A 15,657-nucleotide genomic window follows, 5' to 3' on the forward strand; every position below is an offset into this window, starting at 1 on the left:
TGTCCTTTTCAATGCTCAGTCGGGTACATAGAAGCTGGCGGGCTCGTCGGTCTCGACCGGACGGCTCTCGCCGTCCTGGCCGCGCGCGCGCAGCGTGATGGCATGGGCGCCGGGCTCGGCGCCGGCCGGCGCGCGGATCACCATGGGTACCAGCTTGTTGGCCGCCGCTTCGACGTCGACCGTATCCGAACCCTGCTGCCCCATCATCACCTTCAGGCCGGGCATGCCTTCGGCCGCGAGCTGCAAGCGCATCGGCTGGTCGGAAGTATTGATGATCTGCAGGCGGTACACGTTTTCGATCATGCCGCCGGCGACTTCGCGTCCCAGCGCGCCGCGGTCGCGGATCACATCCACCCGCAAGGGGTTGCGCAGGGCCAGCGAGACCACGAAGGCAATGGCCAGCGCCAGGATCAGCGTGCCGTAGATCAGCACCCGCGGACGCAGCAGATGGGAACGGGCGCTCTTGGTGGATAGCCCGTCCAGCATGGCGCGTTCCGAGGTGTAGCGGATCAGGCCCGGCTCGTACTGCATCTTGTCCATGACCTGCTCGCAGGCGTCGATACAGGCGCCGCAGCCTATGCACATGTATTGCAGGCCGTCGCGGATGTCGATCCCGGTCGGACAGACCTGCACGCACAGGCTGCAATCGACGCAGTCGCCCAGCCCGGCGGCCTTGTGGTCCACCTTGCGCGAACGGCCGCCTCGCGGATCGCCGCGGCGCTTGTCGTAGGTGACCACGAAGGTGTCGGGATCCACCATCACGCTCTGGAAGCGTGCGTAGGGGCACATGTACTTGCACACGGACTCGCGCATGAAGCCCGCGTTGCCCCAGGTGGCGAAGCCGTAGAACAGCATCCAGAACCACTGCCAGGGGCCCAGTTGCAGCGCGAACAGCTCATGGCCCAGTTCGCGGATGGGAGCGAAATAGCCGATGAAGGTGGAGCCCGTCCACCAGGCCAGCGCGATCCACAGGAAGTGCTTGGTGATCTTGAGACGCGCCTTGCGCCAGGTCCAGGGCGATTCGTCCAGGCGGATGCGCGCGACGCGGTCGCCTTCGACCTTGCGCTCGATCCACATGAAGATTTCGGTATAGACGGTCTGCGGACAGGCGTAGCCGCAGAACAGCCGTCCCGCCACCGCGGTGAACAGGAACAGCGCCAGCGCCGAGATCACCAGCAGCACAGCCAGGTAGACCACGTCCTGCGGCCACAGCACCAGGCCGAATAGATAGAACTTGCGCGCGCCCAGGTCGAACAGCACCGCCTGGCGGCCGTTCCACTGCAGCCAGGGCAGACCGTAGAAAATCAGCTGCGTAAGAAAGACAAACGCGATGCGCCAGCGGGCGAAGATGCCGCTGACAGAACGCGGGTAGATCTTGCTGCGCACGCCCGCCAGCGTCTGTTCCAGGGTTTCCGTCCCGGGACGCGGCGGCCTCACGTGCGGCCGCCAGGGCGGCGGGTCACCGTCAGGCGAATTGCCGACCCTTGCGGCTGACCCATCTTCCATTTGCTGCTCCCTGCTGTAAGTCCAGTGATATGGGGGCCGCGCCAGGCGCGGCCCCCGGACAAGCTCTGTAAAGCCTTTACTTCGTTGCCGTGGCCGGCGCGGCGCTCGCCGTCGCTTCGGGTTTGTTCGACAGGCCCCACACCCATGCCGTCAGGATCTTGATCTGCTCGGGCGTCAGGATGTCGCCGTGCGCCGGCATGCGGTTATCGCGCCCATCCAGGATGGTCTTGACGATGGTGGCCTCGGAACTGCCGTAGAGCCAGACGTCGTCCGTCAAGTTGGGCGCGCCCAGCGCCTGATTGCCCTTGCCGTCGACACCGTGACAGGCCACGCAGTAATTGGCGAACTCGCGCTTGCCGCGGAACACGCGGACCGGATCGGCCGTCAGGTCCGACAGCGAACGCACGTATTGCGCGATGTCGCCAGCGGTCTTGGCGTCGATCGCGGCCTTCCACGGCGGCATGACGCCGATACGGCCCTGCGTGATGGTCTGCGTGATGGCTTCAGGCGAACCGCCATGCAGCCAGTCGCCGTCGGCCAGGTTGGGGAAGCTGGGTCCGCCCTTGGCGTCCGAGCCATGGCATTGCGCGCAGGTGTTCAGGAACAGGCGCTGGCCGATTTCGCGGGCGCCCGGATCCTGGGCGATCTGCGGAATGTCCATGGTTTCGAAGCGCGCGTAGATCGGGCGTACGGCCTCGGCCATCTTGGCCTGCTGCCTGGCCACTTCTTCCGTGCTGCTGTAGCCCAGCTGGCCCTTGTATTCGCCCAGGCCCGGCATGAAGAACAGGTAGCCCAGGGCGAAGGCGCAGGCCAGCAGGTACATCCAGGTCCACCAGCCCGGCACCGGGTTGTTCAGCTCGGTCAGGTCGCCGTCCCAGACGTGACCCGTGTCCTCGACCTTGCCATTGGCTGGCTTGGTGCTGAGCCAGCGGCGCTGCGTGTACAGCAGCCAGACGCACCAGACCACGCCGCCCACGGCGACGATCGAGATAAAATACCCCCAGAAGCCATTGACGAAATCGCTCATGACCGATTCGCTCCATCTTGTTGTCCCTGCCCGAACTCATCGGGCAGTGCGAACGGCAGCATGGCCGATTCGCGGTTGGCGCTCTGGCGGCCGCGCGAGCAGGCCCACCAGACGATGCCGAAGAAAGTTGCCATCGAGATGGCGGTGACGATTGCGCTCAGGTAGCCCAGCATGATCAGCCTCCCGCGGCCGCGGGCGCGGCGGCTTGAGTGGCGGGCTGCGCGGCGGACTGGGCCGCCTTCTTGGCCGCTTCCGCCTGCTTGGCCTGTTCGGCCTGCTTGGCCTTGCGCACGCCCACGCCCAACCCTTGCAGGTAGGCGACCAGCGCGTCTTCCTCGGTCTTGCCTTCGATGGCCTGGGGCGCCGCCGAGATTTCCTCGTCCGTGTAGGGCACGCCCAGCTTGCGCAGGGCGCGCATGCGGGCGCTCACGTTCTCGCCGGTGATGACGGTCTTTTCCAGCCAGGGATAGGCCGGCATGTTGGACTCCGGCACCACCTTGCGCGGATCGCGCAGGTGGATGCGGTGCCAGTCGTCGGAGTAGCGCTCGCCCACGCGCGCCAGGTCGGGACCGGTGCGCTTGGAGCCCCACAGGAACGGATGGTCGAACACCGATTCGGCGGCGATCGAATACGACCCGTAGCGCTGCACTTCGGCCGCCAGCACCCGCACCTGCTGCGAGTGGCAACCGACGCAGCCTTCGCGGATGTAGACGTCGCGGCCCATCAGGCGCAGCGGGCTGTAGGGTTCGACGCCCGCGACGGGCTGGGTCGTGCTGTGCTGGAAGAACAGCGGCACGATCTGGACCAGGCCCGCGAAGGACACCACCAGGATGCTGGCGATGATCATCCAGCCGATGTTCTTCTCGAGCGTCTGGTGGGAAAAGAAACCAGATTTCTTGTTGGCCATGATGTCCTCGTCAAACAGTGGCCGGCGCGGCGGTCACGGGGACCGGCTGGCGTGCGGCATGGGGATCGTCTTGCGGAATGGCGGGGTTGACCGGCTGCGCGCCGCGCACCGTCATCCACACGTTCCAGGCCATGACGAAAACCCCCGACAGGAACAAGGTGCCACCCAGCAAACGGATCAGGTAGTACGGGACGCGCGTCTTCAGTTCTTCCACGAAGCTGTAGACCAGGGTGCCGTCGCTGGCGGTATCACGCCACATCAGGCCCTGCTGCACGCCGGCGATCCACATGGCGGCGATGTACAGCACCACGCCGATGGTCGCGATCCAGAAGTGCAGTTCGATGGCCTTGACGCTGTACATCTTTTCGCGGCCATACAGGCGCGGGATCAGGTAGTAGAGCGAGCCGAAGGAGATCATGGCGACCCAGCCCAGCGCGCCCGAGTGCACGTGGCCGATGGTCCAGTCCGTGTAATGCGACAGCGCGTTGACCGTGCGGATCGACATCATCGAACCTTCGAAGGTCGACATGCCGTAGAACGACAGCGCCGTCACCATGAACTTCAGGATCGGATCGGTGCGCAGCTTGTACCAGGCGCCCTGCAAGGTCATGATGCCGTTGATCATGCCGCCCCAGGACGGCGCCAGCAGGATCAGCGAGAAGGTCATGCCCAGCGACTGGGTCCAGTCCGGCAGCGAGGTGTACAGCAGATGGTGCGGGCCCGCCCACATGTAGGTGAAAGCCAGCGCCCAGAAGTGGACGATGGACAGGCGGTAGGAATAGATGGGACGGCCGGCCTGCTTGGGCACGAAGTAATACATCATGCCGAGGAAGCTGGTAGTCAGGAAGAAGCCCACCGCGTTGTGGCCGTACCACCACTGCACCATGGCGTCCTGCACGCCGGAGTAGGCGGAATAGGACTTCCACAGCGACACCGGCATCTCGATGTTATTGAAGATGTGCAGGATGGCGATGGTCAGGATGTACGAGCCGAAGAACCAGTTGGCCACGTAGATGTGCTTGGAACGGCGCTTGATGATGGTGCCGAAGAACACGATGGCATAGGCCACCCAGACCAGGGTGATCAGGATGTCGATGGGCCATTCCAGTTCAGCGTATTCCTTGCTGCTGGTGAAGCCCATGGGCAAGGTGATGGCGGCGGCGACGATGACGATCTGCCAGCCCCAGAACGTGAACGCGGCCAGCGGGCCGCAGAACAGGCGCGCCTGACAGGTGCGCTGGACCACGTAGTACGAGGTCGTGAACAGCGCGCTGCCGCCAAAGGCGAAAATCACCGCGTTGGTGTGCAGCGGGCGCAGGCGGCCATAGCTCAGCCATGCGGTGTCAAAGTTCAGCTGCGGCCAGATAAGCTGCGCAGCGAGAAAAACGCCCACAGCCATGCCAACGATGCCCCACACTACCGTCATGAGCGCGAACTGCCTCACGATCTTGTAGTTGAAGGTGTCGGCCTTGCTTGCGATTGCGGCGCAATCGTTCATCGCCCTTCCCCTAAAGTAACAAATAGCTCCAGACTGCAATGATGGGACTAGTCACAAGGGGCAGCGTTGATCTGGATCAAGCATCTGGCTGCGCGCAGGGGAACGCGGCGCCGGCGCAACGGGTCCAGGCGCGAAATCAAACGCGGCGTTCAGCCGCGCGGCTGGCGGGTCCGCTGTCGTCATCGAGCAGGATGGCGCGACCCGCGTCGTCGGTGTCGTCGTACTGGCCGTTGAAAACGGCCCACCACAGCGACACCCCGATGGCCAGCACGAACAGCAGGGACAAGGGCAGCAGCAGATAGAGGATGGTCATTGCGCCGCTTCCAGCGCGGCGGCGGGCGCTGGCGCACCAGACCAGTCGCGGCGGCAAAGGCGCCACGAGTTGTAGGCCACCGCCAGCGAGGACACCAGCATGGTGATCGCGGCCAGCCACGGCGTGACCCAGCCGATCAGCGCCAGCGGCGTCATCAGCAGATGCCAGATCAGCGAACCGTACAGGTTCTGGCGCGCGCGGCGGCGCGCCTCGCCCAACAGCTCATCCAGCGCCGCGTCGGGCATGTGGGGATGGGCGGCCAGCGCCGAATGGGCGGAGGCCATGGCGGTGGGCACCGCCATCGACATGGCGCAGGGACAGCTCATCACCAAGAGCGCCACCATCACCGGGATGCTGTGCGCCGGATCGATGTAGGCCCAGGCGGCCGCTGCGGCCAGGGCCAGCGCGACCTGGGCCATGACGAAGCGCGAGGCCAGCCGGTCGGCGCGCGCGCCCAGGTCCAGACGCTGCGCCTCCACGCGCTCGTGGCGCGATCCGCCCGCCGCGCCGCCGAAGGACTGGCGGGCGCACAGTTCCAGGTAGCGCGCGGTCAGCAGAAAGGCCACGAACATCGTGACCGAGTCGAAGTACACCTCGCCCCGCCCCGTATAGGTGGCGTGGACGCTGGGTATGAAGGCGGCGACGATGCCCAGGGCCACCGGCACGTCCATGCCGGCGCGGCCGTGGCGCAGGTTGTCGCCCGCGTGGCGCCAGATCGGCCAGGCCGAATACACCACCACCGGCACGGTCAGCGCGAAGCTGGCCCAGTTCATCAGCACGATGGCCCAGTCCAGCGTTTCCAGCGCATCGGCGGGCATGCTTTCGTGCCGCAGGTAGCCGGGCCAGGCGAACATCATCACCTGCATCATCGCCAGCCACGCCAGCGACAGGCGCACCAGCGCATGGCGGCGCTGCTGGCGGTCGGCGTCGGACAGGCTGGCCGGGACGGCGAAGATCGATTTTGCTCGCATGCGCCGATGTTACTCAGCGCGTTACAAGACTGCCTTGATCTGGATCAAGGCGGGTCCGGCCGGTTTGCCCCGGCAACGCGGACGGGCTCGGCGCCGCCCGGATTGGAGGAGCCCGGCTCTGGGGGCCGGGCTCGGGAGCGCCTGGCTCAGGGCCGCTGGCGACGCAGCACGTCCACCACGGCTTGCATCAAGCTGGCCAGTTCGCCCTCGGCCATGGTCAGCGCCGGAGTCAGGTAAACCACATTGCCGAAAGGCCGCACCCAGACGCCGGCTTCGACCAGGCGCCGCTTCAGGCCCTCGCGGTCGGCGATGCCGTCCAGTTCGACCACGCCGATCGCGCCCAGCACGCGCACGTCGCGCACCCAGAGCAGTTCGCGGCAGGGCTCCAGGCCCGCCGCCAGCGCCACCGAGATCGCCTGCGCCTGCGCCAGCCGCGGCTCGGTCTCGAACAGATCCAGCGAGGCGTTGGCCGCGGCGCAGGCCAGCGCGTTGCCCATGAAGGTGGGGCCGTGCATCAGCGCATGCGAGGGATCGTCGGACCAGAAGGCCTCGAACACGCGCTTGCTGGCCACCGTGGCGGCCAGCGGCAAGGTGCCGCCGGTCAGCGCCTTGGACAAGGTCACGATGTCCGGACGGATGCCGGCCTGTTCGAAGGCGAACATGCTGCCCGTGCGGCCGAAGCCGGTGAAGATCTCGTCGAAGATCAGCAACAGGCCATGGCGGTCGGCCAGGCGGCGCAGGCGGCGCAATACTTCCGGGTCATGCAGCAGCATGCCGCCTGCGCCCTGCACCAGCGGTTCGACCAGGATGCCGGCCAGCCGGGATCCATGAACCTCCAGGTGGGCCTCCAGCGCGGCCAGCTCGGCCTCGCCGCGCGGCAGGTCGACGATGTCGTGCCCGGCCAGCATGCCGCGGAACAGGCTGTGCATGCCCTCGTCCGGATCGCAGACCGCCATGGTGCCGAAGGTGTCGCCGTGATAGCCGCCGCGGAACGCCAGGAAGCGGCTGCGGCCGCGTTCGCCCTGGTTCAGCCAGTACTGCAACGCCATCTTCATGGCGACTTCCACCGCCACCGAGCCGGAATCCGTATAGAAGACGCGGTCCAGCCCCGGCCCCAGCATGGCGGCCAGGCGGCGCGCCAGGGTCAGCGCCGGCTCATGGGTCAGCCCGCCGAACATGACGTGCGGCATGGCGTCCAGCTGCGCGCGCACCGCCTGGGCGATGTGCGGATGGTTATACCCATGGCAGGCCGTCCACCAGGACGCGACGCCGTCGATCAGGCTGCGGCCATCGGCCAGTTCGAGCCTGCTGCCGTGGCTGCGCACCACCGGCAGCGGCGGCGTCGCCGTCTTCATTTGGGCATAGGGAAGCCAGATATGGGGCTGGCCCTGGGCCACCCAGTCGGGCGTGTGCATGATTCACCTCTCGATACCGGCGGCGCGCCTGGGGGTCCGTCCGGCGGATCCGGCCAGGACAGGGGCGGCGCCCGCCTCCACTACAATGGCTCGCATTCTACGGCCAGGCGCGGGCACGCCCGCTGCCGGGCCGCTGCCGGAAATATTGATGTCCAAGCTGGATCCGCTTTTCTCCTCCGAATTGGCGCGCGCCGAAACGCGCCGCGTGCGCCGCCGCCTGCGCACCGCCACCACCGCCGCCCCGGGACGCCTGGTCCTCGAGGGCGAGCCGGTCCTGAACTTCTCCAGCAACGATTACCTCGGCCTGTCGCGGCATCCGCTGCTGGTCGAACGGTCGCGCGAATGGGCGGCCCGCCACGGTGCGGGCGCCCAGGCCTCGCGCCTGGTGACGGGCAACCTGGACCTGCACGAACAGGTGGAGGCCAAGCTGGCCCGGCTGAAGGGCACCGAAGCCGCGCTGCTGCTGGCCTCGGGCTGGCAGGCCAATGCCGCCGTGCTGCCGGCGCTGCTGCGCGCCGCCGCCAGCCAGGGCGAGGTCGAGCTGTACGCCGACAAGCTCAACCATGCCAGCCTGCACCACGGTTGCCAGGCGGCGGGCGTGAAGCAGATCCGTTTCCGGCACAACGACCTGGACCATCTGGAAAGCCTGCTGGCGGCCAGGGCGCAAGCCGAGGCCCCCGGCCAGACCGTGTCGCGATTCATCGTCACCGAGAGCGTGTTCAGCATGGACGGCGACCGGACCGACGTGGAACGGTTGGCCACCCTGGCCGACCGCTACCGCGCCTTCGTCTACCTGGACGAGGCGCACGCCACCGGCGTGCTGGGTCCCAACGGCATGGGCCTGGCGGGACTGGCGCCCGGCCGCATCGACCTGGCCATGGGCACCTTCAGCAAGGCGCTGGGCGGATTCGGCGCCTATGTGGCCGGTTCACGCGCGTTGTGCGACTACCTGATCAACGCCTGCTCAGGCTTCATCTACACGACGGCGCTGCCGCCCGCGGTGCTGGGCGCCATGGATGCGGCGCTGGACCTGGTGCCCACGCTGGACGCCGAACGCGCCCGGCTGGCGACCTCGGGCGACAACCTGCGCGCCGCGCTGCGCTGCATGGGATTGGACACGGGGGCATCCTCCACCCAGATCGTGCCCGCCATCGTGGGCGACGAAGCCCGCGCCCTGGCGCTGGCCTCGGGGCTGGAACAGCGCGGCCTGCTGGCCGTGGCGATCCGCCCGCCCACCGTCCCCGCCGGCACCAGCCGCCTGCGCGTCACGCTGAGCGCAGCGCACCGCGACGTGGACGTGGCGCGGCTGATCGATGGCTTCGCCGCCGCGCTGGCGTGATGGGCGCTGCCTCCATGCAAGCCGGTATGCCCCGCCCCACCCTGCTGTTCGTGCACGGCTGGGCTTTCGACGCCTCGGTCTGGGCGCCGCTGCGCGCCGAACTCCAGGAATGGCCGCAAGCCGCTTTTGATGCCGGCTACTTCGGACCTGAGCAAGAGCCGGCCATCGTGGGCCCGGCGATCGCCATCGGCCATTCGCTGGGCGTGCTGCGCCTGCTGCGCCAACTGCCGCCAGGCTGCCTGGGACTGGTGTCCATCAACGGCTTCGCGCGCTTCACCGCCGGCGCGGACTTCGAAGCCGGCGTCGCGCCGCGCGTGCTGGAGCGCATGTCGAGGCGGCTGTTCTCGGACCCCGTGGCGGTGCTGCGCGACTTCCGCCAGCGCTGCGGCGACGACTCCGATGTCGGCGAGCCGCGGCTGGCGCCGCTGGCGCGCGACCTGCAAGCCTTGCGCGACGAAGACCGGCGCGCGGCCCTGGCGGCGCTGCCCGTGCCGCTGCTGGTCCTGTCCGGCGCGGACGATCCCATCGTTCCCGCGCCCATGACGCAGGCGGGCTTTGCCGGCCGGGCCGACGCGGAGATCCACGAACGCACGGGCGGCGGCCACCTGTTGCCGGTGTCGGATGCCGCCTGGTGCGCGGCGCATATCCGCGCCTTCATTTCCCGCCTGGCGGCCGCCGCATGACCCAAGCCCCGCGCAACGCCGGAATCGGCGCGCGCTTCGGCGCCGCGGCCCAGGCCTATGAAGACCACGCGTCGATCCAGCGCTTGGCGGCCGAACGGCTGGCCAGCGATATCGCCCTGCTACCCTTGCCCGCCCGCCCGCGCATCCTGGAGATCGGCTGCGGCACCGGCCTGCTGACCCAGGCGCTGGCGCGCCGCATCGGACCCGCCGACTGGACCGTCACCGACATCGCTCCCGGCATGCTGGCTGCCTCGCAACGCGGCCCGGCCCTGCCGGGCACGGCCCGCTACCAGTTGCTGGACGGCGAGCATCCGGCCGGGCTTGCGGGCGGCTATGACCTGATCTGCTCCAGCCTGGCGGTACAGTGGTTTTCAGATCTGAACGCGGGGCTGGGCCGGCTGGCCGCGCTGCTGGCGCCGGGCGGCTGCCTGGCGGTGGCAACGCTGGCCGACGGCACGTTCCAGGAATGGCAGGATGCCCATGCCGCGGCCGGACTGAGCGCCGCCACGCCGCGCTATCCCGCCGTTGCCGCCATCCATCCGGACAGGGGCAATCTGGCCGGTGGCGTGCGCAGCGAACGGCTGATACAAAATCATCCTGACGGGCTGCGTTTCCTGCGCGGTCTCAAGGGCATAGGCGCCACCGCGCCCGCCCCCGGGCGCGCGCCTCTGGGCGCGGCGCAGTTGCGGCGGGTATTGGCGGCGTTTGACGAACAAGGAGCCGGGGTGACCTATCACCTGGCCTACGGTATGTGGAAAAAATCCAAGCAACACCCCACCGGCGTTTTCGTGACCGGCACCGATACCGGCATCGGCAAGACCCTGGTGTCCGCGATCCTCGCGCGCGCCTGGAACGCCGACTACTGGAAACCGGTGCAGACGGGCGTGGCGGAAGAGCCAGGCGACACCGAAACCGTGGCGCAACTAGCCGGGCTGCCGCCTGAACGCCTGCATCTGCCCGCCTATGTGCTGCAGGCGCCGCTGTCGCCCTGGGCCGCCGCCACGCTGGAAGACACCATCGTCGACGCCACCAGCATCGTGCCGCCGGCCACGCAGGCGCCGCTGATCGTGGAAGGCGCGGGCGGCCTCTACGTGCCGATCGACGACAGCCACATGATGATCGACCTGATCGCGCGGCTGGACCTGCCGGTGGTGCTGGCCGCGCGCAGCGGCCTGGGCACCATCAACCACACCCTGCTCAGTCTGGAAGCCCTCAAGCGCCGCGGCATTCCGGTGCTGGGCGTGATCATGAGCGGGCCGCTTTCGGCGGGCAACAAGGAAGCCATCGAGCGCTTCGGCGAGGTGCGCGTGCTGGCCGAGATTCCGCCCCTGTCCAAGGTCGACGCGCAGACCGTCGCGGCGCTGGCCAGCGCCATTCCGCCACTGGCGGAATGCCTGCAGGCGCTGGGCGATGCGCCGGCCGTAGCCAGCTAGGCCCCGCACGCGGCCCCGGAACAGCGCGCTTTCCGGGGCCGGAGCCGTTACGCATTCGTACAAAATAAATTCCGCCTGCGGCCGCCCCCGCTTTTAGCGGATGCATGCCGCTGCATCGCTTTCCGGCTACGCGGATGGCGCCCGCAGCCTCATGCAAAGCATGAACTTCCCGAGTGAAGGCGCAGGCCTTCTACATCCTTCAGCCACATCCGGATTCTCAAACCGGCGCTGCCGCGGCAGCCGCCGCCGCGCGGCTGCGCGTTGTTGACTACTAACGCAACACAACGATAATTTTCGCCACATTGGCAGTTCGATTCGCAGGTAGCTGGACGTGCAGGATTTCGTTCCTGGGTTTCCTTATTTGCAGGAGAACTGGCATGGTCACCAGAAGGCTGAACATTCCTGTCTTGGCCCCAAATCCCAACCGCAATTTCTTCGACGGCACCCGCCCAGGCCAAGCCGTGCTGCGTCCGGCCGATCTGCTGGCCTTGCGGCTGGAGCTGCGCAATCTGACGGTCACGCCGGGCCAGCCGCCCCGCCTGAAGAAGGTGGGCGACGGGGCCGCCACGCTCATCGTCCACTTCCCGCCGCAGTCGATCACCGAAGAAACCTTCTTCGAAAAGCCGCCTCCCGACACCGCCGACCAGCCCGCGCCCCGCCCCACGCCGGACAAGCCGGCCCCCCCTCCCGGCGAGGAAGAAGATCCCACCGGCCCGCCAGTGCGTGCGCGCATTGCCGGCGAATCGCGGCTGGCCTTTGCCATTCCCGACGGCTTCGACGTGCCCTATACGCTGGAAGGCGTGCTGGCGGCGATGGAGTCCCTGCCCCAGGCCGTGGCCGCCAACGCGCGCCCGCCGGGGCCCAGCGCGCCGCGCCTGAACCTGCGCGACCTGTTCGACAAGCGCATCGACAAGCTCTCGCCGGTGCAGCGCGCGGCGCTGTCGAGCTTCGCGCTGCGCACTGCGCGCATCGTCACGCAACAACATGCGCCCGCGGCACTGCTGCTGCGCCAGGCGGGCGGCGCGCCCGGCCTGCGCGCACTGCGTCTGGATGGCGGCGCGCCCGTCCGTGAATTGCAGCGCACCAGCGCCCTGATCGAAATCCTCAGGCGCGGCCCCAAGCCCGCGCTGCCCGCCGCGCAACAGACGGCGATCGAACTGCCCTGGCGGCTGATCCTCAGCCCGCATGCAGACGAGCGCTGGCGCCACGCCAAGGCGCCGGCGACCTCCGGCGCCACGCAGCACACCGAGCTCTGGCATACCCAGCTGCTGGCCGCGCAGCCGGAGGACAGCGCCCGGGCGCCGCTCGCGGACGATCCCCGGCCCACCGTGCGCGCGGTCTGGGCGCTGGGCGGCGAAGGCACGACCAAGCCCATGCAGGCGGCGTTCCCGGTGCCGACGGTGACCTATCTGCCGCAGCCGAACACCTCGCCCTTCCGCATGCCGATGGACGATTTCGACCGCTTCCAGATCGCGCACCTGTCGTCGAACTTCTCCGTCGCCAACTACACGCCCCAGCCCGTCGACGCCAAGCTGCTGATGCTGTCCGCGCTGGGCGCGTGGCTGGATTCGCGCGGCAACTGGGACGCGCCGGGGCTGTCGCTGGAAGAATGGACGCATCGCGGCGCCATGGGCCGCGACCACTACGTCCGCGTCGTCTACAAGGGCCTGCTGTATCCCTTCGGCCACCGCGCCTCGCTGGTGAAGGTCAGCGAGCGCAAGTTCCATACGGGCAGGCCGGGCAACACGGCCTACCTGCGCCAGCGCCTGTTCATCATCGTGCGCGAGCGCGAGCGTGTCTACGCCGATCCGCAGCTGCAGGCGCGGGACGACACGGGGAACATGATCTTCCTGCATCGCCGGATGCCGTTCTCCAGCGTGCGCATCCTGACCACCGTCACGCCCAGCCTGGACCCTCCCTCCTCCCAGGCCAGCAACATCGACGGCCTGGGGCAATTGCTGTTCTGGCCGTGCATAGGCGGAATCCCCTTCCGCTTCGCCTGTTCGGCCACCGACATCGACGGCCGCAACGTGCAGTTCGATCTGCCCATGATCTTCATGGACGGCGGCCGGGCCTGCCCGCGCAAGCTCAGCGGCCAATGGCTGACACCAGACTATGCGAACGCGGAAATTTTCGCGCAGCAGACGCGGGAGGCCTGGCGCAACGCCGAATCCAGCCGCCGCACCGCGCAGTTCAAGCAGCAGCGCGTCACGTTCGCCTCGCCGCTCAAGCCCGGCGATACCGCCGCGCAAGCGGAAACGATCGAGTTCGACGGCCTGGTCGATCCGGGCAATACCCAACTGCGCGCCTACAGCGACTCGCTGAACGGCCCCCTGTTCTATCCAGGCATCAAGCGCGCCGCGATCCGCATCGCCGCGCTGGCCGAACTGACCGGCAGCGACAGCAACAGCGGGCTGAGCTGGAACGATCACTACCTGCGGTTCGGATTCGACTCCGCCAACGTCGGCCAGGTCTTCGGCAACATAGACGCCGAGCCCGGCTACCGCGGCGATGCCGTGTTGAACTTCTCCGCGCAAGGCGACCGCGCAGGCGGCTTCGTGCAGCCGAATCTGCGCCCCACGGCCCTGTCGCGCATGGCCGGCCCGGTCAGCGGCAAGGTGGCGGACTTCGTGGCCGGCAAGATGAGCGGCCCCGACATCTTCCCCAAGGTCCTGTCCTCGGACCTGCCCTTTCCGCTGCTGTTCGGCTGCATTCCGCTGGGCGACGTGATCGAGGCAGTTTCCAACGCAGCCGGCACGCCGGAACAGGTGCCGCGCTTCGTATCGGAAGCCTGTTCCCAGCTTGAAAGCCTGGTCAACGAAATGGGTCGGCTCTACGGCCTGGTGGCGGACCTGGCGCAGCAGCCGGGCCGCATCGCCGAAGCCGCCTTGCAGGTGCTGAAGGACACCTTGCAGGATCTGCTCGGCCAGGCGCAGGCCTATGCCCAGAACCTGGTGCAGGACGCGAAGGCCCGCGTCAACGCGCTGATGGCCGCGCTGGAGGCGGTGCGCGCACAGGTCGCGCTGCTGGCCGGGCAGTCCTTCGACGCCGCGCCCGCGCTGCCGGGGCTGCCCGCGGTGCTCACCGCCGCGCGCGACGCCGCCACGGCGCTACGCACGGCCGCCGACGCGAAGGTCAATGGCGTGGGCTTGCCCGACGGCTTGCGCCTGTCGCTGCGCCAGGCCGCCAATACCGCCGGAATACTGCTGGACAGCGTGGGCGTCGTGCCCGCGCTGCTGGTGCAGGGCAAGGCGCTGTACGACGCGCTCGATGCGGTGGTGGGCCAGCCCGGCCAGCTGGACGAGCTTTTCAGCGACGCCGCGACGCTCACCCCGCGCCTGCAGGCCATCACCGACGCCGTCGGGCCGCTGTCCGGCACCATCGGCAGTGCGCGCCTGCTCGAAGGCGCGCCGCGCCAGATCGCGCAGACGGCGTTGAACGCGGTCAAGCTGGCGGTCGATGCGGTGCTGGCCAGCGCCGAGCTGCTGGAACTGCTGACCGGCGATGAACTCACCCTCCGCTTCGATTGGAATCCGGTGATCAAGAGCTGGTCGATCAAGCCCGGCGACCCGCCGCTGTTCCGCGTCAACGATGCGCGCGGCTTCCGGGTGGCAGTGGAAGCGCGCGTGCGCAAGAACGGGCAGAGCGCGCCCAAGATGTCGGTAGTCTGCTCGCTGAAGGACTTCGACCTGGTGCTGATCGCGCCGGCCAGCTTCATGGAACTGAATTTCGAGAAGATCGAATTCCGCATCGACACGGCCGCGAAGATGGACGTGGACGTGCTGCTGACCGACATCAAGTTCGTCGGCCCCCTGTCCTTCGTCGAAACGCTGCGCGACCTGATCCCACTGGACGGATTCTCCGATCCGCCTTACCTGGACATCTCGGCCAAGGGGGTGGACGCGGGCTTCGACGTGGCGCTGCCGGCCGTCGCCATCGGCGTCTTCAATCTTTCCAACCTGAGCCTGGGCGCGGGCTTCACCGTGCCCTTCATCGGCCAGCCCCTGTCCGTGCGCTTCAATTTCTGCACGCGCGAACAGCCCTTCAATCTGTCGGTCTGCATGTTCGGCGGCGGCGGCTTTTTCGGCATCACGCTGGATCCCAGCGGCGTCCAGCTCATGGAGGCCGCCTTCGAGTTCGGCGCCAGCGTGTCGGTGAACCTGGGCGTGGCTTCGGGCGGCGTGCACGTCATGGCGGGCATCTACTTCCGCATGGAGAAGAACGCCTGCTCGCTGGCCGGGTACTTCCGCATGGGCGGCTGCGTCAGCGTGCTGGGCATCGTCAGCATTTCCATCGAGATCTACCTGGAATTGCGCTACGAGTTCGAAAGCGGCAAGTGCGCGGGGCGCGCCACCATCACCGTCGAGATCGAAGTCTTCATGTTCTCGATGAGCGTATCGCTGTCCTGCGAGCGCAAGTTTGCCGGGTCCAACGGCGACCCGGGCTTCCGCGACCTGATGGGGCCGCGTCCCGAGCTGCCGCTGGCACAGGAGCTGGCGCTGATCGACAACAGCACCGAGTACGCCTGGCGCGAATACGCCGAAGCCTTTGCCTGAGGAACGTCC

Annotated in this window: 12 protein-coding genes; 4 read left to right on the forward strand and 8 right to left on the reverse strand. The window is 68.1% G+C overall.

The annotated features are described in order from the left end of the window. Positions 1–15: 15 nt before the first annotated feature. From ccoG to AXYL_RS21625, 8 genes are all read right to left on the reverse strand, one after another. A complete protein-coding gene (ccoG, locus tag AXYL_RS21590) occupies positions 16–1,506 on the reverse strand; it encodes a cytochrome c oxidase accessory protein CcoG (RefSeq protein ID WP_013394986.1) in 1,491 nt (496 codons plus the stop codon). Between the two features lie 76 nt (positions 1,507–1,582). After that, positions 1,583–2,533, reverse strand: coding sequence for a cytochrome-c oxidase, cbb3-type subunit III (gene ccoP, locus AXYL_RS21595; protein WP_013394987.1), 951 nt, complete (start codon positions 2,531–2,533; stop codon positions 1,583–1,585). Next, complete coding sequence (locus tag AXYL_RS21600) at positions 2,530–2,706, reverse strand: cbb3-type cytochrome oxidase subunit 3 (protein WP_013394988.1); 177 nt, start codon at positions 2,704–2,706, stop codon at positions 2,530–2,532. Before AXYL_RS21600 ends, ccoP begins: the two co-directional genes overlap by 4 nt. Before the next feature lie 2 nt (positions 2,707–2,708). Next, a complete protein-coding gene (ccoO, locus tag AXYL_RS21605; protein WP_013394989.1) occupies positions 2,709–3,440 on the reverse strand; it encodes a cytochrome-c oxidase, cbb3-type subunit II in 732 nt (243 codons plus the stop codon). A gap of 10 nt (positions 3,441–3,450) precedes the next feature. After that, entirely contained in the window at positions 3,451–4,938 is a 1,488-nt protein-coding gene (gene ccoN, locus AXYL_RS21610; RefSeq protein ID WP_013394990.1) for a cytochrome-c oxidase, cbb3-type subunit I, read from the reverse strand. Between the two features lie 136 nt (positions 4,939–5,074). Then, a complete protein-coding gene (gene ccoS, locus AXYL_RS34215; protein WP_013394991.1) occupies positions 5,075–5,251 on the reverse strand; it encodes a cbb3-type cytochrome oxidase assembly protein CcoS in 177 nt (58 codons plus the stop codon). Next, the gene (locus AXYL_RS21620) at positions 5,248–6,222 is read right to left on the reverse strand and encodes a membrane protein (protein ID WP_013394992.1); all 975 of its coding nucleotides are present in this window, start codon (positions 6,220–6,222) and stop codon (positions 5,248–5,250) included. The genes ccoS and AXYL_RS21620 overlap by 4 nt, the downstream gene beginning before the upstream one ends. A 146-nt stretch (positions 6,223–6,368) precedes the next feature. Further along, the gene (locus AXYL_RS21625; protein ID WP_013394993.1) at positions 6,369–7,637 is read right to left on the reverse strand and encodes an adenosylmethionine--8-amino-7-oxononanoate transaminase; all 1,269 of its coding nucleotides are present in this window, start codon (positions 7,635–7,637) and stop codon (positions 6,369–6,371) included. A 148-nt stretch (positions 7,638–7,785) separates the two neighbouring features. Here AXYL_RS21625 and AXYL_RS21630 point away from each other — a divergent pair, with 148 nt between their 5' ends. From AXYL_RS21630 to AXYL_RS21645, 4 genes are all read left to right on the forward strand, one after another. Beyond that, positions 7,786–8,976 (forward strand): aminotransferase class I/II-fold pyridoxal phosphate-dependent enzyme, encoded by a 1,191-nt coding sequence (locus AXYL_RS21630; protein ID WP_041654063.1) that lies wholly within the window; start codon positions 7,786–7,788, stop codon positions 8,974–8,976. Between the two features lie 26 nt (positions 8,977–9,002). Further along, positions 9,003–9,659: an alpha/beta fold hydrolase gene (locus AXYL_RS21635; protein ID WP_237709924.1), complete on the forward strand. Its 657-nt coding sequence runs from the start codon at positions 9,003–9,005 to the stop codon at positions 9,657–9,659. Then, positions 9,656–11,092, forward strand: coding sequence for a dethiobiotin synthase (gene bioD, locus AXYL_RS21640; RefSeq protein ID WP_013394996.1), 1,437 nt, complete (start codon positions 9,656–9,658; stop codon positions 11,090–11,092). The genes AXYL_RS21635 and bioD overlap by 4 nt, the downstream gene beginning before the upstream one ends. A gap of 377 nt (positions 11,093–11,469) precedes the next feature. Then, positions 11,470–15,648, forward strand: a complete 4,179-nt coding sequence (locus AXYL_RS21645) for a hypothetical protein (RefSeq protein ID WP_013394997.1) — start codon at positions 11,470–11,472, stop codon at positions 15,646–15,648. Positions 15,649–15,657 lie beyond the last annotated feature (9 nt).

It is taken from the genome of Achromobacter xylosoxidans A8 (assembly GCF_000165835.1).
Taxonomy (GTDB): domain Bacteria; phylum Pseudomonadota; class Gammaproteobacteria; order Burkholderiales; family Burkholderiaceae_B; genus Achromobacter; species Achromobacter xylosoxidans_B.

Bases quoted from the DNA above. Each gene is read 5' to 3' on its own strand.
- ccoG (WP_013394986.1), bottom strand. From the start codon at position 1,506: ATGGAAGATGGGTCAGCCGCAAGGGTCGGCAATTCGCCTGACGGTGAC.
- ccoP (WP_013394987.1), bottom strand. From the start codon at position 2,533: ATGAGCGATTTCGTCAATGGCTTCTGGGGGTATTTTATCTCGATCGTC.
- AXYL_RS21600 (WP_013394988.1), bottom strand. From the start codon at position 2,706: ATGCTGGGCTACCTGAGCGCAATCGTCACCGCCATCTCGATGGCAACT.
- ccoO (WP_013394989.1), bottom strand. From the start codon at position 3,440: ATGGCCAACAAGAAATCTGGTTTCTTTTCCCACCAGACGCTCGAGAAG.
- ccoN (WP_013394990.1), bottom strand. From the start codon at position 4,938: ATGAACGATTGCGCCGCAATCGCAAGCAAGGCCGACACCTTCAACTAC.
- ccoS (WP_013394991.1), bottom strand. From the start codon at position 5,251: ATGACCATCCTCTATCTGCTGCTGCCCTTGTCCCTGCTGTTCGTGCTG.
- AXYL_RS21620 (WP_013394992.1), bottom strand. From the start codon at position 6,222: ATGCGAGCAAAATCGATCTTCGCCGTCCCGGCCAGCCTGTCCGACGCC.
- AXYL_RS21625 (WP_013394993.1), bottom strand. From the start codon at position 7,637: ATGCACACGCCCGACTGGGTGGCCCAGGGCCAGCCCCATATCTGGCTT.
- AXYL_RS21630 (WP_041654063.1), top strand. From the start codon at position 7,786: ATGTCCAAGCTGGATCCGCTTTTCTCCTCCGAATTGGCGCGCGCCGAA.
- AXYL_RS21635 (WP_237709924.1), top strand. From the start codon at position 9,003: ATGCCCCGCCCCACCCTGCTGTTCGTGCACGGCTGGGCTTTCGACGCC.
- bioD (WP_013394996.1), top strand. From the start codon at position 9,656: ATGACCCAAGCCCCGCGCAACGCCGGAATCGGCGCGCGCTTCGGCGCC.
- AXYL_RS21645 (WP_013394997.1), top strand. From the start codon at position 11,470: ATGGTCACCAGAAGGCTGAACATTCCTGTCTTGGCCCCAAATCCCAAC.